The following is a 20,522-nucleotide window of genomic DNA, read 5'->3' as shown; positions in this document are numbered from 1 at the left end:
TAACTTCGTATTGGCCGCAGTTCATGCACTTGTTCATGTATATGTCACGGTGGGCTTAAACTTTCGGGTACTCAAAAGGTAACAAATTTGTTACAATAGACGATGTCGTGAGGATTTTTCATGGATTTTAAAGGAATTCGATGGAAACTGTCGAAAGTATAATGGCTAATTAAGGATTGGGAAGTGATGAAGTGATCGAAATGCAGGACGTATGGAAGACTTATCCGAACGGCGCTCATGCGCTTCAAGGAGTTTCCGTCAAAATCAATCGAAATGAATTCGTCTATGTTGTCGGACCATCAGGTGCGGGCAAATCGACGTTTATGAAACTTATCTATAGAGAAGAAGTGCCTACCAAGGGTCAAATTTCCGTTAACGGATTTAATATCGGGAAGCTGCAACAGCGCAAAATCCCCTATGTTCGCCGAAATATCGGGGTTATTTTTCAGGACTATCGTCTGCTGCCCAAGCTGACTGCTTACGAAAATGTAGCTTTTGCCATGGAGGTTATTGAAGCGCCGCCGCGTCTCATCAAGAGACGGGTCATGGAGGTGCTGGAGCTTGTGGGTCTGAAAGCCAAGGCGAACCGCGAACCTTCCCAGCTCTCCGGCGGGGAGCAGCAGCGGATCGCAATCGCCAGAGCGATTGTGAACAACCCCGCCGTCATTATTGCGGACGAGCCTACAGGTAATCTGGATCCGGAAACCTCGTGGGGCATCATGCAGCTGCTGGATGAAATCAATTTCAGGGGAACCACCATCGTAATGGCTACCCACAACAGGGATATCGTGAACACCATGCGCAAACGCGTTCTTGCGATTGAGCACGGACAGATCGTTCGTGACCAGCAGAGAGGAGATTACGGGTATGAATTTTAGAACCTTCTTGCGGCACTTGCGGGAAGGGGCGAAGAGCGTTTTCCGGAACGGATGGATGTCGGTCGCATCCGTCACTTCCATCGTGGTGTCTTTGTTTATACTGGGCGTTTTCATGCTACTAGTCATGAATGTGAACGCTTTAGCCGATAAAGCAGATAGCAATGTGCAAATCAATACGTACTTAAATCTCAACGTGGATGAGAAGCTGCGCGAGACCATTAAGGGTGAAATCGAGGCCATGCCGGAGGTCAACGCCATCAAGTTCGTGTCCAAGGAAGAGGGCATGAAGGAGCTTGAGGAAAGCCTGGGCTCCGAATGGGTGGAAGGCTTCAGCGAGGCGGACCAGAATCCCCTTCCGGATGCATTCGAAGTTTCCGTTATTGAACCGACCACGGTCGGTTTTGTTGCCGACAAGATTACGGCCCTGAACCAGAAGTATACGGAGGAGCCGATCCTGCGTGTCAAATATGGGGAAGGCACGGTAGAAACCCTGTTCAAGATTACGAAGACGGTGCGGAATATCGGCTTTATTTTCGTAGCGGGACTCGGCTTGATGTCCATGTTCCTGATCTCGAACACCATTCGGGTTACGATTTTGGCCCGTCGCCGCGAGATCGGCATAATGAAGCTTGTCGGCGCGACCAACAACTTCATTCGCTGGCCGTTCTTCGTGGAGGGCGCCATGATCGGCCTGATGGGCTCCATTGTGACGGTCACGCTGTTGTTTGTAGGCTACAACCGCCTGTACGCCGCATCGCAAACGGATTTGACGTTAGCTCAAAGTTTAATCCCTCTAGGAGATTTGTGGCTGCCGATCGGCACCATTGTTGTTGGGCTGGGCATTGTCATTGGCATCTGGGGAAGCACCATGTCGATACGTAAATTTTTGAAAGTATAAAACAAGGTAAAGGATGGGGAGCGAAACTTGAAGAAGATCGCCGCAGGAGTAGCAGCCTTATTACTGGCCACTGTTATGATTCAACCGACCGTCGGACAAGCCGAGAAGAAGACTTCAGCCGATGTAGATCGAGAGCTGAGAGTGCTTCAGGAGCAGGTCAAGAAAGCACGGGCACAGAAGAACAAAGCAGCGGAAAATAAACAAGAAGCTCAGCATTACAAGAAGAAAACAACGAAGAATCTGAAATATGTGTTGGAGCAGATCAGCATCGTCAGCAATGAATTGACCAAAATCTCCATGAAGATCGAGGAGACAGAGGATCTGCTGAGAAAAACGACCAATGAACTTGAAGCGGCGGAGGAGCGCATCGCCTCCCGTGAGAAGCTGTTGGAATCCCGGATTCGCCTCATCTACATGGATGGGCAAGTATCGTATCTGGATGTGCTGCTCTCCTCGACCAGCTTCAGCGATTTTATTGAGCGTGCGGATTCCTTGAAGACGATCGTTAACCAGGACCAGGATTTGCTGGTGGAGCATAAGCAGGACAAGCTGCTGGTCATTGACAAGAAGAAGGAACTTGAAGGACAGTATGCAACCGCCAAGGACCTGTATGGCCAAATGGAGGACCGCAAGAGCATCCTGAACGAGAAGGAACAGGAGAAGCGCGTACTACTGGCCCAGTATGATCAGGAAATTGAGGATGCGGAAATCTTGACTGAAGAGCAGGATAGAATGCTGGTTGCCCTGGCAAGCAAACGTTCGGATCTGCAGAAGGAAAAGAATAAGCTTGCGGCCGAGGAAGCTGCGCGTAAAGCGGCGGCTGCCAAAGCGGCAGCGGCGAAAAGAGCCAAGGCGACCACTCTCGGCGGTAGTAAAGGCGGCGGGGGATATACAGGGAACGGCGGACCATTCGCCATTCCGGTCTCCGGGGCCAGACTGTCCTCCGGTTATGGGCCGCGGGTCCATCCAGTAACCGGTGAAGTTGGCAAGATGCATACAGGTCAGGATTTCGCCGCTCCGCAGGGAACTGAAATCCGGGCAGCCGAGAGCGGCACGGTCATTTTGGCCGAGTGGTGGAGCGGTTACGGAAACTGTGTTATTGTTGATCATGGGGGCGGCGTATGGACATTGTATGGACATATCCGCAACGGCGGCATTAAAGTCAGCGAAGGCGATAAGGTGTCCAGAGGGCAGAAGATTGCCGAAGTAGGCTCCACGGGTCAGAGCACAGGACCGCATCTTCATTTTGAGGTTCGGGTCAATGGATCGCCGGTGAATCCTTCACCTTATCTGTAACAGAATTTCATGACGTATACCATATAACCTTCAGACCGCTGTATAAATATTCCCGGCAAGCCAATCATATACTAGGTGGACGGGATTCCCCGTGTGTGTAGCAGTTGAAACGTACAAAGGCGGTGAAGTACTTGCTGAAAAAACGAACGGCTGTCTTTCTGGTCATAGCTGCCATGCTATGCGGCGTGCTGTTAACGATGGCTTTGACCCAGCTGCCCGCTCCCAGCCAGACCGGAGACGGTGAGGGGCTGCTGGCCAGTATAGCGAACAGGAATGGACTGGAGCAGTCTGAAGCGAAAAAACTGGGGACAGCAATTGACCTCATCGAAAGCAATTATTACAAGGATATCGATCGGTCGAAACTGATCGACGGCGCCATCAACGGGATGATGGAAGCGCTGGAAGATCCATATTCCAACTATATGGGAAAAGAAACGGCAGCCCAGTTTGAAGAGAGCATCGAGGGCTCCTTCTCGGGGATTGGCGCGGAGGTGTCCTCTGTAGATGGCAGTGTGGTCGTTGTATCTCCGATCAAGGGATCTCCTGCGGATAAAGCCGGCATTCGGGCGAAGGACACCATCCTTTCAGTCAATGGCGAATCCTTGCAGGGCCTTGAGCTGAACGCGGCCGTCAATAAGATTCGCGGTCCGAAGGGCTCCAAGGCCGTCCTTCAGATCAAGCGTGCTGGCTCCGAGCAGCCGATCGAGTATGTTATCGTTCGTGATGACGTCGATCTGGAAACCGTAACGGCACGGATGGAGAAGGGCGGAATCGGCGTTATTGAGATCTCCCAATTCTCGCTGAACACAGGCGAACGCTTTAAGGAAGAACTCGAGAAACTGGAAAGCCAGGGCATGAAGGGACTGCTGATCGACGTCCGGAACAATCCAGGCGGCGTGCTGTCTGTTGTCATTGACATTGCAGAGCAGTTCGTACCTAAGGGCGAGTTGATCGTTCAGGTAGAGGATAAGAATAAGAAGCGGGAGAAGCATCCTTCGAACGGTGAGGCGAAATCTTATCCGATTACCGTGCTGATGAACAAGGGCAGCGCCAGCGCTTCCGAAATTTTGGCGGGCGCACTGCAGCAGTCGGCGGGAGCTACCTTGATGGGTGAGCATTCCTTCGGTAAAGGAACCGTACAAACGAGCTTTGATAAGCAATTTGGCGATGGAAGCCTGCTCAAGGTAACGATTGCCAAATGGTTGACGCCAAACGGTACCTGGATCCATGAGAAGGGAATTGAGCCGGATATTCAGGTGTCACAGCCGGAATACTTTACCGTTGCACCGATCGATAAGAAGAAAACCTATACGTACGACACCAATAGCACGGATGTGAAGAACGCGCAGATCATGCTTGAAGCCGTTGGTTATAAGACTGGGCGTACCGATGGCTATTTCGACCGGAACACGGAGAAGGCGATCAAGAGCTTCCAGAGCAAGCACAAGCTGAAAGCTGACGGTATCCTTAACGGCGCCACTGCCGAGGCGTTGGAAGCCGCATTGATCGAGAAGATTCAGGATCCGAAAGAGGATAATCAAATGAATCGCGGAATTGCCGAGGTTCGGAAGGAAATCGCCGCTCAGGCGTCGAACAAGTAAGAAGGCTGAACGTTAGCCTTCTTTTTTTCTTTTAAGATATCAGAAAGTATAAGCTTTGAAGCGTCTTGAAGCTGAAAGGAGCGTGGCAAGCTGTTGGAGACATTGAAACAACTGCTTATGTATGGGATAGATGCAGGCATACAACTGCTGACGCAGCCCTTTTATTATATTTCAATTTTGTTTGTGATGCTGTTTTACCGAAGACAGGTGCTGGTTGAGCGTAAGCTGTTCCATGTGAAGCTGCATTCCTGGGGGTTGCAGACATGGCGAACGTTTCTGGGCGGGCTGCTGGCAGGAATCGGCGTGTCCATCGTTGTAGCCTTCCTCGGGATATCCTTAAGCCTGGAAGCCATTATATGCATATGGGTAACTTCCCTGATCCTGATGCTGTTTCATATCCGGTACTTATGCTTTGCCTATTCCATCGGCCTTCTTGGGATTATTCAGTTTGGATTAAGCTGGTTTCCGAATTGGCAGCCGGATGGGTGGATCAGTCAAGTAACCACAACGATTGTTGGATTGGACATTCCCGCGCTGCTGGCTTTATCCGCCGTCCTGCATTTTGCAGAAGCCTTGCTTGTCAGGATACAGGGTTCGGGTTTTGCTACACCGCTGTTCCTTGAGGGGAAGCGTGGCAGGCTCGTTGGCGGCTATCATATGCAGAGTTTCTGGCCCTTGCCCTTGTTCCTCCTTGTTCCGGCGGTAAGCGGAGGCAGTGTGCTGCCCTGGACGCCATTCTTCGGCGGCGATGCCTGGAGCGCAGGCTTTACGATGATGGCGCTCCCGGTCGTGATCGGCTTCGGGGAAATGACGCAGAGCATGCTTCCACAGGAGAAGGCAGGAATCACATCGAAGCGGCTCATATTCTACGGAGCGATTGTGCTGGCATTGAGCCTGCTTGCCGAGTGGTGGACACCGCTTACTATCGTGGCTGCGTTAGCGGCATTACTGCTGCACGAAGGCTTGGTGTGGTACAGCCGTTATGAAGAGCAGCAGCGCAGTCCGATCTTTGTGCATCCGATTCGTGGACTACGCGTCCTCGCGGTGCTTCCGAATAGTCCGGCAAGCGAACTAGGCATTCTGGCTGGAGAGACGATTCTGAAGGTGAACGGTAAACTGATCCATAGTAAGGAACAGCTGCATAGCGCCCTTCGTCAGAATTCGGCCTTCTGTAAGCTGGAGGTTCAGAATCATCAAGGGGAGAGCAAGTTCCTGCAGCGTGCGATTTACGCGGGGGATCATCATCAGCTGGGGGCTATCGTGGCGCCTGATCCGAGAGATGGCATAGCGGTGAGATTGAAGCCGGTAAGCTTGATCACGCTGCTGGCGAATAAACTTCATATTCGCAGCAAGCGGGGTTCTTCCGGCAGCACAACGACCGGCGGTTCCGAAGAAACAGGTTTCCATTCATCATGATACTGGAAAGCGGGCCTTTGTCCTATATCGGACAGTGACCCGCTTTTTTGGTTGCAAAATGCTGTATATGGATTTAGCCCTGCACTTTTCTCAAATAAAAAATGGCGATTTGCGTGCGGTCCCGAAGATTGAGCTTTCCCAAGATTTCGGTGACATAGTTTTTGACGGTACCTTCGCTTAAATAAAGTTGCCCGGCAATTTCCTTATTGGAGAGGCCCTCCGCAATAAGGACAACGACCTTCTTCTCGGTCGGGGTCAGTCCGAATTGTTCCAGCTCAGCGGATTTAGGGACGGGCTGCGCCGTCGGACGAAGCATGCCGGTCAGTTTGCGCGCGATATCGGGATGAATCAGCATGTTTCCGTCATGCACGGTTTTAATCCCCTGGATGATCCGGTCCGGCGGAATGTTCTTCAGCAGATAACCGCTGGCCCCGTTCCGCAGAGCTTCGACAATATATTCATCATCATCGAAGGTGGTCAGCATAAGCACTCGCACATCCGAGTGACGTTCACGAATCCGCCGCGTTCCCTCTACGCCGTCGCATACCGGCATGCGAATGTCCATGAGCACGACATCGACAGGAAGTCCCTCCTCCAACAAAGCCAGCGCTTCCTCTCCGTGCTCTGCGACAGCCGATACTTCGATATCCGGATCCATCCCCACCAGCAATTTCAAGCTTTCCCGAATGAACGGATCATCATCTACAATTAAAACAGATATCATGGATGGCCACGACCTTTTCGATAAAATAAGATACTGCGTCTTGTTATATTACATAATCTCACGCTTCCGGTAGACAGGCAGCCGGGTGATGACGGTAAAAGGCACGGTTCTCCGTACCTCCAGCGTGCCACCCACTACTTGGGTTCGTTCGAGCATGCCGCTCATCCCGATACCTTGACGGCTCGGTGCAGCTTCGCCGCCAGCCGGCTTCTGGACTGTACCATCGTTGGAAACCTCCATCCGGACGTCCTGTTCCCCGTAATGCAGGATGATCTCGACCCGTTTAGCCTCGCCATGGCGGATGGCGTTCGTGATAGCTTCACGGGCATTTTTGTATAACACCACCTGTTGACTGGGATAGAGCGGATAGGGAATACCCTGCAATATTAGCTCGGTCTCGATCCCGGTCTGTCTGCCTGTCTCCTCCAGGAGCCGATCGAGGGAATAGTCATCTGTGATCCGCCGCGCCGGATTCATCTGTTTCACGGCCGTTCGCATCTGCTCCATGCTCTCTCCCAGCTGGTCACGGATTTGACGGAGCATATCCATGCCGCGCGCGGAATCATGCGGAACGGTGAGGAGGGCTGCTTCCATCATCATTTTAACTCGAATCAGCCGGTGGCCGATGTCGTCATGCAGCTGGCGGGAGATGCGGTTGCGCTCCTCGGCCTGCGCCGCACTCTCTACCTGATGGGCGAATTGCAGCAATTGTCTGCCGGCCTCGTCCTGCTGGAAATGCAGTCTTTTCAGCTCGTCGTATAACTGAATATGATCCGCTTCCTTCCGCTTCATTTCATGGATGTGGTTGAACGTTACCGCCATGAACAGAAACAGCAGATTGGCGGTCGTCAGCAGCAGCGCATCGTAATCGATAATAGCCATGTTGAGCAGCAGAAGGTGACCGAACGCCGCCCATAGCCTGCCTGGCCGCTCGAACAAGGGTAAATAGACGCATAGGGTGGAGATGGACAGGAACACCATCATGAAGCCGAATTGATGACATAGCCACAGAGATAGTGGAATTTCCAGCAGAGCCGCTGCCTTCAGATAAGCAGGCGATGGCAAAAAGCGGCTTAGAACCGTAATCGCCAGAAACAGCAATACGTACACCATATATGTCCCGTAATCATCGAGCTGCTGCAAAAAGATGTCCGCGGCGGCCGGAAGGAGAATGAAGCCATACCTTAGATAGGTGAGTGGGGATGTCACGTGCGATCAAACCCTTTTCCTTAGTGAAATCAAACCGTTCAAAACATTGGCTTCATTATATCACATGGATGTTTTCAGTAAGGAGATGACTTTCGTCACCCTATAAAGTGACTTCTTCTACCTTAAAAATCCGGCGATTCCAGATAGAATAAAATCAACAAATGGATACGAGAGATTTGAGAAATGGAGATGGTGAAGATGGCGGTCTTTCTGCAGATGAAGGATGTCGTGAAACGATATGGAAACAAGCTGTCGGTGGATCATATGAACCTGGAAGTGAACGAAGGGGAAATCTTTGGGCTTCTGGGACCGAACGGGGCGGGCAAAAGCACGTCCATCAATATGATCTGCGGACTTCTTCCCAAGGATCAGGGCAGCATCAAGGTGGACGGCATCTCGATTGAAGAGCAGCCGCTGGAAGTGAAGCGGAGAATCGGGTTGGTGCCGCAGGATCTGGCTCTGTACGAAGAGATGTCGGCTTGGGACAATGTTGCTTTTTTTGCAAAATTATACGGGCTCCGCGGCCCTCTGCTGAAGGAACGGGTGGAAGAGGCGCTGGAGTTTGTCGGCCTGCAGGATCGGGCGAAGGAAAAGCCGTCCACCTTCTCCGGGGGGATGAAACGAAGACTGAATATTGCATGCTCGATCACGCATCGTCCAAAGCTGATCATTATGGATGAACCTACGGTGGGGATTGATCCGCAGTCCCGGAATCATATCCTGGAATCCGTGAAGACGCTGAACCGCATGGGTTCTACCGTTATTTATACAAGTCATTACATGGAGGAAGTTGCCGCGATCAGTGATCGGGTGGCGATTATGGATCAAGGTCATGTTATCGCCTGCGGGACGCAGCATGAGCTTCGGGCACGCGTTGCGCATGAGGAAAAAATCATTCTTACCGCTGATGGGATCACACCGGAACTGGTGGAGGAGCTGACCATTCACCCGCGCGTCCGGCGCGTCACGCAGAATGACAGCGAGATCGAAGTTTATGTACCGTCAGCTCAGGGTGAGCTGCAGGATATTTTGTTCATCTGCAGTAAACACCATACGACGCTTCGCTCCCTGCAATGCGAGGAGCCGGGGCTTGAAACGCTGTTTCTCAGCCTGACCGGGCGAACGCTTCGCGATTGATCATAAGGGACACGTGCAGAGGAATCCATGAAGGAGGAATACCGAAGATGAATATGATGATTATCGCCTGGTTTGAGCTGAAGCGGATGGCTACCAGCCGAACGGTGCTGATCAACCAGTTTCTGCTGCCGCTCATTCTTATTTTTATATTGGGAAACGCGCTCTCGGGCTGGTTCGGCAACGATCAGGAATTCAAACAGCCGTCGGTCAGAGTAGGATTTGTGTTGGATGCTGCGGATGGAGGCCAGCTGCCGGGAAGTATTCAGGCTCTAACCGGCTCGCCGGAGATGCAGGAGATTCTCGTTCAATTGATGGCAGCGAGCCGTAAAGAGGTTGAAGGAAAGCTGCGCAGGGGCGAGGTGGATTATGCGGTGGTAATCCCCGCTTCCTTTGATGAACGGATGGGTCAGGGCGCGGACGTGAAGCTTGAATTGCTGCCCGGAAAAGACCGTAATCTCAACCTGGTAGCAGACACGATCTTTAAGACCTTTATCGCAGATGCCAATCACAAACAGGCCGAGGTTATCGTTATGGGCGGAGATAAAGTTCTTGCGGCTCAAGCGGGAGCATCTGTGGAAACCTCGTCTGGCCCGAACGTAACGATCGGGAAACTGGGCGAGAAAGGAGCCACGTATTCAGCAGCCCAATACTACGCTGCCTCCATGCTGATTATGTTTCTGTTGTATTCGGGTCTGATGGCAAGCAGCAGTCTGCTGGGAGAGCGGGAAAGCCGGACCCTGTATCGCCTTCAAAGCGCACCCGTCACCCCCGGAACCGTATTTGCCGGTAAAATTATCGGCTGCAGTCTGATCACGCTTGTACAGGCAGCAGCCATCGTGCTTGGTTCCATGTGGCTGTACGGCGTGAAATGGGGGCCCCACCCCCTGCTGCTCATCGTGGTCTGCGTATTAATCACATTATCGTCCATGACCATTGCCACGTTCATCACCTTGGTCTCCTCAACGGCGGCAGGAGCCAGGGGGCTGATGCAGGCGATCATTATCGCCATGACATTTGTGAGCGGGGGATTCATGCCGCTTCCCGTGGAATTTTTCCAAAAAATCGCTTCCTTCACCGTCAACCATTGGGCCATGCAGAGCATGCTGCGGATGATGCTGAACAGCGACGTGCACTTGATCGTCACCTGCCTCGGCATGCTGGCGGCGATTACCGCAGCTCTGTCAGCTGCAGCCATGATTACGTACAGAAAGGTGGGATACCATGCATAGCTTAACCATTGCCTGGCATATGGTGCGGCGCACGCTGGGGCGAAAAAGAGGCTGGATCGTCTACCTGCTGGTTCCTTGCGTGGTCGTTACTTTGACGGTGTTTCTCTTGGGGCAGACCTCGGCTGCAAGCATACTGGTCTCATATGTGAATGAAGACGATGGCCCGGCAGGTCAGTATCTGATGAATGAGCTGGAGCGCAGCGGCCAATACGTACTCAAGGAGTCCGAATCCGAGAATACGCTGAGAGAAGACTTGGTGGAGAATAAAAGCACGGTAGGCGTTTATATACCGAAGGGCTTCAGCGATGGATTGATTGAAGGACAGCAGCCGACGGTTCAAATATATGAGGTCTCAACCTCGGAGGCTTCGGTGATGATACGAATGACGGCAGACTCTGCGGTCACGCGTCTGAGCGGCACCGCTGCTTTGATCCGGGAAACCTCGGAGCCGGATGTTGACCGAATACTGATGCTGCAAGATGTGCTCAAGCAATCCGCAATGAATCGGGTGGATACGGAGGTCACAGATTTGAATCTGTACGCTAAGCCAGGCCTATCCAACGTAACGGGTTTTACCCTGATGTTCATGATGACCCTCATCTCCAGCGTGGTCTCGATGATGATCGATGACCGCAGGCAGCGAACGCTGTCCCGCATGTACACGGCACCAGTGCGTGCCTATCAGATCGCTTTAGGCAATTTTCTGGGCAGCTTGGTGGTCGGCTCGCTGCAGGTGATCATCGTGCTAGTACTGAGCCGATATGTGCTCCGTTACGATTACGGAGTTCCGTTATTCCTGCATTTCCTTATTCTGATGGCCTTCATGCTGGTATCGTTAGGCGTGGCAAGCACGGTCGCCGGGTTGATCCGGAACGGGCAGAATGCGGCCATGATCAATTCCATGATCGTCACGCCGACCTGCATGCTGGGCGGGTGCTTCTGGCCGCTTGCCATCATGCCGGAGTTCATGCAGAAAATCGCCAACTTCATCCCGCAAAAATGGGCCATTGAGGCGGTTGAGATAGCGGCCACCGGTGGTACGCTATCCGATATCGCACTGCCGCTGGCCGTTCTCGGCTTGATGGCGATCATTCTGCTTGCCGTCGGTTCCGCTATCCTGCGGCCAAGCGAGAGCGGAGTTGGGCACGGCGCATAAACGGGTATGCTGGATACCGCATGGTTCTTAGGAACGTTGTCGGTGATCGAATCATTTTTTTGAAAAAAAACGAAAGCGCCCGGCCAGATCTGAATGCATGTCCATTCAGTCTGCCGGGCGCTTTTTTACTATAGGTGACGATGGGATAAGAGTTTTCTTAAGGGAGGGCAGGGTAGGGATGCGGGTTTTGCCGCATGACGCCTCTTCCTACTCTTTAAGCTGTCGTAGAACGGTAATTTCAACCCGCCGATTCTTCTGCTTGCCTTTGGCAGTCGCATTATCCGCGGCTGGTCTTGTATCGGCATAGCCTGCGTACTGGAAGCCTTCCGGGTCCAGCTTGCTGTTATCGAGGAAGAACCGCAGCACCGACATCGCCCGGGCACCGGAGAGCTCCCAGTTATCCTTGTAACTGGAGTAGCGGCCGATCGGCACATTGTCCGTATGCCCCTCGATGCTCACCGTGGTGTTTAAATCGCCGAACAGGCTGGCTAATTTGCCCAGAACCGGAGCGGCCCCGGGTTTCAGCTCGGCTTTGCCGACATCGAACAGGAAGCGGTCGCTCAGCGTAATGGCAATCCCTTGCGGCTCGTCCGAGATGAAGATATCTTCCTCGAGCTGGTTGTCCTTCACGTATTGTTGAATGAGCCCCATAAAGTTCGCCAGCTCTTCCTCCTGGGCACGGAAAGCGAGCTCCCGCTCGGTTAGCGGTTCCGCCGCCGTATCCTTATCCTCGCTGCCCTCCTCTTCGGCAGCAGGCTTCGGCGGAGGATTCTTATGGTTCTCCGTATCGGCTGTGCCGGTAATGCCGGAGCCCATCTCCAGGATGCTGTCTCCGCTCTGGAAGGTGGCCTGCAGGGATTGGGTGACGAGTTTGTATTTTTCCGTATCGAGCCGGCTCATGGCATACATCACCACAAAAAAGATCAGGAGCAGCGTAATCAGGTCGGCATAGGTGATCATCCAGCGTTCGCGCTGGTCGCCTTCCGCCTGCTTGCGATGACGGCGCCGTCTATTCGGCTGTCTCATGCGCGATCCCCCTTGAGGACGGAATGTCCGTGGTGCCTGCGGAAGCGAAGGAGGCTAGCTTTTTACGAACCAACAGCGGGTGCTCTCCGTTCTGAACAGCCATAATTCCTTCGAGCAGCAGCTCCATATTTGCAATTTCTTCTTCGGAACGTGCTTTAATCTTCGACGCAATGGGCAAAAAGATAATATTGGCACTTGCGACGCCGTATAAAGTAGCGGTAAACGCGACCGCGATCGAAGGTCCGAGACCGGTCGGGTCTTGCAGACTGCCCAGCACGTGGATCAATCCCATGACGGTACCTATGATCCCCATGGTAGGAGCATACCCCCCGGCAGACTCGAAAATTTTGGCATATCCTTCGTGCTTCTGCTCGGCGGCATTGATATCGAGCTCCAGGATTTGACGCACCATTTCCGGATCGTTGCCGTCCACGACCATCTGCATGCCTTCCCGCAGGAACGGGTCCTCGTGATCGGCCGAGATGCGTTCCAGCGCCAGCACCCCGTCTCTTCTGGCTGTAACCGACATATCGACGATGGCGTCAATCAGCTCGTCCGCCGAACGGTTGCTGCGGCCGAAGGCAAGCTTGAGCGCAGCCGGAATGGTGCGAAGCCGGGTAGCAGGGAAACTGACGATGACGGCAGCGATGGTGCCGCCGAATACGATAAGCGCCGCCGCACCTTGCAGCAGGCCGCTCAGATGCCCGCCTTCCCATAAAAACCCTCCGATCAACGCGGCCAAGCCGGCGAGAATGCCAAGAATAATCGTAATATCCATAACGCTGTATCATCTCCTTAAGGAAGTTAATTAACAATCATCGGTTCGCCTGAAGCTTGTTCGACATGGTTTCCGGAGCAGCCTGACCGGAGGAAGCTGAGGCTTGGAACATTCGTGCTGGAACTTATTAAAATTTAATTAAACTGTTTGCATCAAAAAAACGTAAAGGGTATAATGAGACGGGAACAAATATTCTTATTCCTTACGTAGACACCACTAATTTCCCATAGTATATCATCGGGAAGTTTCGACATATCTTTTAGCATGAATTTCATTTTAGAGTATGAGGGTGATGAAGGGCAATGAGCGATTTAGTTGTCAGTACCAAATCCTTTGAGATCCAGTCTGAATTCCAGCCGCAGGGCGATCAGCCCACGGCTATTGATGCGTTGGTCGAAGGACTTCGCCAAGGGAAAAAACATCAGACGCTGCTAGGTGCAACAGGAACGGGGAAGACGTTTACGATCGCGCAGACAATCGCCAAAGTAAACCGTCCCACACTCGTCATTGCACATAACAAGACGCTGGCTGCACAGCTGGCCAGTGAGTTTAAGGAATTCTTCCCGAACAACTCCGTGGATTATTTCGTGAGTTATTACGATTACTATCAGCCGGAAGCTTATATCCCTTCCTCCGATACGTATATCGAGAAGGACTCCAGCATCAATGAAGAAATTGATAAGCTCCGCCACTCTGCAACGAGCTCGCTGTTTGAACGGCGCGATGTCATCATTGTGGCAAGCGTATCTTGCATATATGGCTTGGGTTCGCCGCATGAATACGGCGAAATGCTGCTGTCGCTCCGGGTAGGCATGGAGAAGCCGCGGAATGAGATTCTGTCGCGGCTGGTTGATATCCAGTATCAGCGGAACGATATCAACTTCGTTCGCGGTACCTTCCGCGTTCGTGGGGATGTTATCGAGATTTTTCCTGCCTCGAAGGGGGAACAGGCCGTTCGCGTCGAGCTGTTCGGCGACGAGATTGAGCGGATCACGGAGATCGACGTCTTGACGGGCGAGCTGGTTGGAGAACGCGAGCATATCGCCATCTTCCCGGCGTCTCACTTCGTTACCCGCGAAGAGACGATGCGGGTCGCGCTCGTGAACATTGAACGCGAATTGGAAGAGCGCCTTGAGCTGCTGCGCTCGGAAGGCAAGCTGCTGGAAGCGCAGCGGCTGGAGCAGCGTACCCGTTACGACATCGAGATGATGAAGGAAGTCGGATTTTGCTCCGGCATCGAGAACTATTCCGGCCCTCTGACCTTCAGGGAGCCTGGGGCTACGCCATATACGCTCCTTGACTACTTCCCGGACGACATGCTGTTTGTCATTGATGAATCGCATGTTACGCTCCCGCAAATCCGAGCGATGTACAACGGTGACCGGGCACGGAAAACCGTGCTGGTCGATCACGGCTTCCGCCTGCCGTCCGCGCTGGATAACCGGCCGCTGAAGTTCGAGGAATTCGAGGAGAAAGTGAACCAGATCATCTATGTGTCGGCCACGCCGGGACCGTATGAGATGGAGCACTGCGATACGATGGTTGAACAGATCATCCGGCCGACAGGCCTGCTCGATCCGATCATCGATGTGCGTCCGACTGAAGGGCAGATCGATGACCTGATTAGCGAGATCCATGACCGCGTGGATCGTGACGAGCGTGTGCTCGTGACGACCCTCACGAAGAAAATGGCCGAGGATCTGACCGATTACCTGAAGGAAATCGGCATCAAGGTTCGTTACATGCACTCCGATATCAAGACGCTGGAACGGATGCAGATTCTACGGGATCTGCGGCTTGGTACATTCCACGTGCTGGTGGGTATTAACCTTCTACGGGAGGGGCTTGACCTTCCGGAGGTTTCCTTGGTAGCGATTCTCGATGCCGACAAGGAAGGGTTCCTCCGTTCGGATCGCTCGCTCATTCAGACGATCGGCCGGGCAGCCCGGAACTCGGAAGGTAAAGTTATCATGTACGGCGATAAGATCACCGACTCGATGGATCGGGCGATCAAGGAAACCGAGCGCCGCCGCAGCATCCAGGTTGCCTACAACGAGAAGCACGGCATAACGCCGCAAACGATCCGCAAGAAGATCCGCGATGTCATCGAAGCAACGAAGGTTGCGGAGGGCAAGGCGGATTATCTGGTGGGCGAAGGACAGAAGATGTCGAAGAAGGATCGTCAGAAACTGATCCAGCGTCTCGAGGCCGAAATGAAGGAAGCAGCGAAGAATTTGCAATTCGAGCGTGCGGCCGAGCTTCGTGATGCGCTGCTGGAGCTGCAAGCCGAATGAATTTGGAGAGATGAATGACAGGGGGGACGGCCTATGCGGTCGTTCTCTTTGTGAAAATATAAGCACCAACATGCATGCCATATGGAGTAGGAGATGATATCGTTTGGCAAGTGAAAATATTGTGATCAAAGGCGCACGTGCACACAATCTGAAAAATATCGACGTCACGATACCGCGTGACAAGTTCGTCGTTCTTACGGGGCTTAGCGGCTCGGGCAAATCCTCTCTCGCATTCGATACGATTTATGCCGAGGGTCAGCGACGTTACGTGGAATCCTTGTCCGCTTATGCACGCCAGTTCCTCGGACAGATGGAGAAACCGGATGTCGATTCCATTGAAGGCCTATCGCCGGCGATATCGATTGACCAGAAAACGACGAGCCGCAACCCGCGCTCTACGGTAGGTACCGTAACGGAAATCTATGATTATCTGCGTCTGCTGTTTGCCCGGGTGGGACATCCGCACTGTCCGGAGCATGGCGTGGAGATTACCTCCCAGACGGTCGAGCAAATGGTAGACCGCATTATGCAGTATCCCGAGAAGACGAGACTGCAAATTCTCGCGCCTGTCATTTCCGGGCGCAAGGGCGAGCATAAGAATCTGTTTGCCGATATTGCGAAACAGGGCTTCGTTCGGGTGCGCGTCGACGGAGAGCTGCGCGATCTGTCGGAAAGCATCGAGCTGGAGAAGAACAAAAAGCATACGATTGAGGTGGTTGTGGACCGGATCGTAGTTAAGGAAGATATAGAGGCACGTCTGGCCGATTCGATCGAGACCGCGCTGAACCTGTCAGGCGGCCAGCTTCTGGTCGATATCATGGGTCAGGAGGAGCTTCGGTTCAGCTCCAACTTTGCTTGCCCGATCTGCGGTTTCAGCATGGAAGAACTGACGCCGAGGATGTTCTCCTTCAATACTCCTTTCGGAGCTTGTCCGGATTGCGACGGACTTGGCGTCGAGATGATCGTGGATCCGGAGCTGCTTGTACCGGATATGAGCAAAAGCGTGGAGGAAGGCGCCTTCGCTGCATGGAGCGGGGGCACGTCGACTTATTATCCGCAGTTTCTGAAATCGGTCTGCGCACATTTCGGCATTCCGCTGGACAAGCCGGTCAGTACCTTTAGCCAGGAACAGATGAATAAACTGTTGTACGGTACAGGCAATGAGAAGGTTCACTTCCGTTATGAGAATGACTTCGGTCAGCGCAAGGAAGCGCATGTGACCTTCGAAGGCATCATTCCGAACCTGGAACGTCGCTACCGCGATACCAATTCCGAGGGTATTCGCGAATACATCGAAGGTTATATGAGCAGCAAGCCGTGCGATGTTTGTAAAGGTCATCGTCTCCGGAAGGAAAGCCTGGCGGTTACGATCAATGATCGTAACATGGCTTATGTGACCAGCCTGTCGATCGGAGAATCCCTGAAATTCTTCGATCACCTGGAGCTTAGCGAGAAAGAAAAACAGATTGCCAATCTCATTCTGAAGGAGATTCACAGCCGTTTGGGCTTCCTTGTCAATGTGGGCTTGGATTACCTGACACTCAGCCGTTCGGCGGGAACGCTGTCGGGCGGGGAAGCGCAGCGGATCCGGTTAGCTACGCAGATCGGCTCCAGCCTGATGGGCGTGCTGTACATTCTGGACGAGCCCAGCATCGGGCTGCATCAACGGGATAATGACCGCCTGATTTCCACGCTGGAGCATATGCGGAATCTGGGCAATACGCTCATTGTGGTCGAGCATGACGAGGACACGATGATGGCCGCAGATTATATCATCGACATCGGCCCGGGCGCAGGCATTCATGGCGGCCAGGTCATCGCGGAGGGAACGCCGAAGGAGATTATGAACGACCCTAACTCTCTGACGGGCCAGTACCTGAGCGGCCGTAAGTTCATTCCGGTCAGCAGCAAGCGCCGCAAGACCGATGGACGCTGGCTCGAGATTAAAGGCGCGAAAGAGAACAATCTGAAGAATATCAACGTGAAAATTCCGATTGGCGTCTTCACGGCGGTAACCGGCGTGTCCGGTTCAGGCAAGTCGACACTGGTCAACGAAATCCTTTACAAGACGCTCGCTCGTGATTTGAACAGAGCGAAAGTCCGTCCGGGGCAATACCGGGAGATGAAGGGTCTGGAGCATATCGAGAAGGTCATTGACATCGACCAGTCACCGATTGGCCGTACGCCTCGCTCCAATCCGGCGACCTACACGGGCGTCTTCGACGATATCCGGGATATCTATTCCCAGACGAATGAAGCGAAGATTCGCGGATACAAGAAGGGCCGCTTCAGCTTCAACGTGAAGGGCGGACGCTGTGAGGCCTGCCGCGGGGACGGTATCATCAAGATTGAGATGCACTTCCTGCCGGATATCTACGTGCCTTGCGAAGTATGTAAGGGCAAACGCTACAACCGCGAAACGCTGGAAGTTAAATATAAAGGCAAGAACATCGCTGAGGTACTGGAGATGACCGTTGAGAATGCAACGGATTTCTTCCAGAACATTCCGAAGATTCACCGAAAGATGCAAACGCTGATGGATGTCGGTCTGGGTTATATTACTTTGGGTCAGCCTGCCACCACGCTGTCCGGTGGTGAAGCCCAGCGCGTGAAGCTGGCTTCCGAGCTGTACCGCCGCAGCACGGGCAAAACGATGTATATTCTGGATGAACCGACTACGGGCCTGCATGTGGACGATATCGACCGTCTGCTCGTTGTCCTTCATCGCCTGGTGGAATCCGGGGAATCCGTGCTCGTCATCGAGCATAATCTCGATGTCATTAAGACAGCAGACTATCTGATCGACCTGGGTCCAGAGGGCGGCAGCGGCGGTGGTACCATCATCGCTACCGGAACGCCTGAGGATTTGGTGAAGGTGCCCGAGTCTTATACAGGGAAGTACCTGAAGCCCATCCTGGAACGGGATACGAAGCGAACTAAGGAATTGAACAAGGTGGAAGCGGCACGTTAACAGCTGCTCCCTCGCTTCGGTTAGGGAGACCGGATGAAATGGCAGCTTTTAAGACGAATCTGCTCCATGCTGGAGTGAACTGTGGGTACACAGCTTATTGCATTTCATATTTCAGCAGATGAACAAGGTTAGCGTAATAACAGAGTCCCTGGTTTTATTAACGGGGACTCTTTTTCTATTTTCATATCATCTTCCAATATCTTCGCATTCCAGGATATGGTATGATCTTGATGATTGCGACAAAATGGAGGGATTGTATGAAGAGGATCACCTGTTCCGTTCTGATAGCTCTGGCAGCAAGTGCTTTATACATAAACTCATCCGATAGCGTTCAAGCAGATGATGTTGTACCCGTCCCTGTTTCAGATAGGGGGCGCTTCGATGCACAGGAAGCCATTCCCCAGTTAACCGTGGAAGGACTCCATCCCGGTGACGGTAGTAGGGATCTCCATTCGAACGCGGCCATCACCCGGCAGGATTTTGTCATAATGATTGTCAAAGCTCTAAACCTTAGCACGGCTGAACGTCCGAAAGTCGCTACATTCAAGGATGTACCTAACGATCACTATGCTTTCTCCGCCATCGAAGGTGCGGTTCATGCAGGGCTGGTGAAAGGGGTAGGAAACGGTAGGTTTGGACTTGGACAATCGCTGACACGTCAGGATATGGCTGTGCTGTATCAAAGAGCTCTGCAAGGGATTACTGATAAAGAAAATTCGGACGGGGAAGCCAAGCAGCTGGAGTTATATGAGGGCTCCTTCAGCCCTTATGCTAAGGAAGCTATCGAACTGGCCATGGAATTAGGCCTCTTTCAGGAATCCGCGGCCGATGCTTGGAATCCCAAGGGGATCGTTACCCAGGAAGAAGCAGCTTTGGTTACAGCGAAGTGGTTGAAAGCCGTGGGGAACATCAGCTCCAATATGGCGGAGAATGAGGTGGAGACAGCACCAGAAAGTCCTCACCCGGTCATCCATGGTATCGTAACCTCAACATCGGGATCAACATCCACAACATCCTCCGTTCCCGGAACAGCACAGTCCCATACGGGGACAGAGAACTTGGCATCTCGGCCGGTGTTGCCGACAACGGCACCAACTGCTCCGACGGATCTGAAGTTCCGATATGTGAAGGGGCAGATTCAATTAACCTGGACAGCGCAACAAGGGGAGACCTACAATATCTATTTCAGCGAGAAGTCCGGGACGGGTTATACATTATTGTCAGACGGAGCGAATGTGAAGTCAGGCAGTTACGCAACATCCGACGTGCGTTTTCAGGAGACGGCTTACTATGTGGTCGAGGCGGTGAACAGTTTCGGCAAGAGTGGTTATTCTAACGAAGTTTCGAGCCGTCCGAATAAAATATCCAGTCTTCAGGCCATCCTAAATGAGGAAGATGAATCCATTGGTTTAACCTGGACAGATGTGCAGGAAGGCGTAATCTATCATGTATACTACATAGGACCTGACGGAGTACTGTACCGTTTGAATGAGGAGCCGTTAGTGAGCCGTTCATATCTTATTCCGAACCGCAATATGTTAGTAGGTCCGTCCGGCCGGTATGCGATCCATGTCGTTACTGTGAACGAATTGAATGTAAGCAGCGAACCGTCCAATGAGGTTGCGCTGGAGGTCAAGAAGGACCCGGAGGATCGGATTACGATCACAGATCCTTCCGTCGCGCTGCCAAGTGAGGACTTGGAGGAGGAAACGGCAACAGAGCAGGTATCGACTCCTGAGGAGTATGAGGCACAGAAGTGAATGTTTTCTCGATCCTGTCCGGACTTGGATATACGAAGCAGCCTATGCCTGAATCCATAACGCAAGCTTGATCTAGCCTCTGCCGTGATGAAAGTCATGCTAATATCTGAAAATTTGGTTAAAAATGAGAAAATTATATGACTTTTTTT

15 protein-coding genes are annotated in these 20,522 nt (G+C 52.7%); 11 read left to right on the top strand and 4 right to left on the bottom strand.

Features of this window, described 5'->3' with window-relative positions; genetic code table 11:
* Positions 1-191: 191 nt before the first annotated feature.
* The 5 genes from ftsE (at position 192) to DP091_RS18620 (ending at position 6,089) form a co-directional block, all read left to right on the top strand.
* Positions 192-878 carry a cell division ATP-binding protein FtsE gene (gene ftsE / locus DP091_RS18640; protein WP_113059704.1) on the top strand — a complete coding sequence of 229 codons (687 nt, stop codon included), beginning with the start codon at positions 192-194 and terminating at the stop codon, positions 876-878.
* Complete coding sequence (gene ftsX, locus DP091_RS18635) at positions 868-1,776, top strand: permease-like cell division protein FtsX (RefSeq protein WP_113059703.1); 909 nt, start codon at positions 868-870, stop codon at positions 1,774-1,776. Before ftsE ends, ftsX begins: the two co-directional genes overlap by 11 nt.
* Before the next feature lie 27 nt (positions 1,777-1,803).
* Positions 1,804-3,072 carry a murein hydrolase activator EnvC family protein gene (locus tag DP091_RS18630; protein WP_113059702.1) on the top strand — a complete coding sequence of 423 codons (1,269 nt, stop codon included), beginning with the start codon at positions 1,804-1,806 and terminating at the stop codon, positions 3,070-3,072.
* Between the two features lie 131 nt (positions 3,073-3,203).
* Positions 3,204-4,673, top strand: a complete 1,470-nt coding sequence (locus tag DP091_RS18625; RefSeq protein ID WP_113059701.1) for a S41 family peptidase — start codon at positions 3,204-3,206, stop codon at positions 4,671-4,673.
* Positions 4,674-4,766: 93 nt separating this feature from the next.
* Entirely contained in the window at positions 4,767-6,089 is a 1,323-nt protein-coding gene (locus tag DP091_RS18620; protein ID WP_113059700.1) for a PDZ domain-containing protein, read from the top strand.
* 73 nt (positions 6,090-6,162) lie between these two features.
* Here DP091_RS18620 and DP091_RS18615 read toward each other — a convergent pair whose 3' ends face one another.
* A complete protein-coding gene (locus tag DP091_RS18615; RefSeq protein WP_113059699.1) occupies positions 6,163-6,813 on the bottom strand; it encodes a response regulator in 651 nt (216 codons plus the stop codon).
* Positions 6,814-6,861: 48 nt separating this feature from the next.
* Entirely contained in the window at positions 6,862-8,022 is a 1,161-nt protein-coding gene (locus tag DP091_RS18610; RefSeq protein ID WP_258394612.1) for a sensor histidine kinase, read from the bottom strand.
* A gap of 189 nt (positions 8,023-8,211) precedes the next feature.
* Here DP091_RS18610 and DP091_RS18605 point away from each other — a divergent pair, with 189 nt between their 5' ends.
* The 3 genes from DP091_RS18605 to DP091_RS18595 are packed head-to-tail and all read left to right on the top strand — an operon-like array spanning position 8,212 to position 11,544.
* Positions 8,212-9,159, top strand: a complete 948-nt coding sequence (locus DP091_RS18605) for an ABC transporter ATP-binding protein (RefSeq protein WP_113059738.1) — start codon at positions 8,212-8,214, stop codon at positions 9,157-9,159.
* Positions 9,160-9,206: 47 nt separating this feature from the next.
* Positions 9,207-10,388, top strand: a complete 1,182-nt coding sequence (locus DP091_RS18600) for an ABC transporter permease (protein WP_113059698.1) — start codon at positions 9,207-9,209, stop codon at positions 10,386-10,388.
* Positions 10,381-11,544, top strand: a complete 1,164-nt coding sequence (locus DP091_RS18595) for an ABC transporter permease (RefSeq protein ID WP_113059697.1) — start codon at positions 10,381-10,383, stop codon at positions 11,542-11,544. Before DP091_RS18600 ends, DP091_RS18595 begins: the two co-directional genes overlap by 8 nt.
* Positions 11,545-11,751: 207 nt before the next feature.
* On the opposite strand, the gene DP091_RS18590 is transcribed toward DP091_RS18595, so the two are convergent.
* Entirely contained in the window at positions 11,752-12,570 is an 819-nt protein-coding gene (locus DP091_RS18590) for an OmpA/MotB family protein (RefSeq protein WP_113059696.1), read from the bottom strand.
* Positions 12,554-13,348: a flagellar motor protein gene (locus tag DP091_RS18585; protein WP_113059695.1), complete on the bottom strand. Its 795-nt coding sequence runs from the start codon at positions 13,346-13,348 to the stop codon at positions 12,554-12,556. Before DP091_RS18585 ends, DP091_RS18590 begins: the two co-directional genes overlap by 17 nt.
* Before the next feature lie 302 nt (positions 13,349-13,650).
* Here DP091_RS18585 and uvrB point away from each other — a divergent pair, with 302 nt between their 5' ends.
* The 3 genes from uvrB to DP091_RS18570 all read left to right on the top strand — a co-directional run bounded on the left by uvrB (position 13,651) and on the right by DP091_RS18570 (position 20,373).
* Positions 13,651-15,642 (top strand): excinuclease ABC subunit UvrB, encoded by a 1,992-nt coding sequence (gene uvrB / locus DP091_RS18580; RefSeq protein ID WP_113059694.1) that lies wholly within the window; start codon positions 13,651-13,653, stop codon positions 15,640-15,642.
* 103 nt (positions 15,643-15,745) lie between these two features.
* Positions 15,746-18,613 (top strand): excinuclease ABC subunit UvrA, encoded by a 2,868-nt coding sequence (uvrA, locus tag DP091_RS18575; RefSeq protein WP_113059693.1) that lies wholly within the window; start codon positions 15,746-15,748, stop codon positions 18,611-18,613.
* Positions 18,614-18,870: 257 nt separating this feature from the next.
* Positions 18,871-20,373: an S-layer homology domain-containing protein gene (locus DP091_RS18570; RefSeq protein WP_113059692.1), complete on the top strand. Its 1,503-nt coding sequence runs from the start codon at positions 18,871-18,873 to the stop codon at positions 20,371-20,373.
* Positions 20,374-20,522: the final 149 nt, after the last annotated feature.

The organism is Paenibacillus sp. MDMC362 (genome assembly GCF_003269305.1).
Taxonomy (GTDB): Bacteria; Bacillota; Bacilli; order Paenibacillales; family Paenibacillaceae; genus Paenibacillus_AQ.
This window is presented reverse-complemented; position numbering and strand designations above follow the sequence as displayed.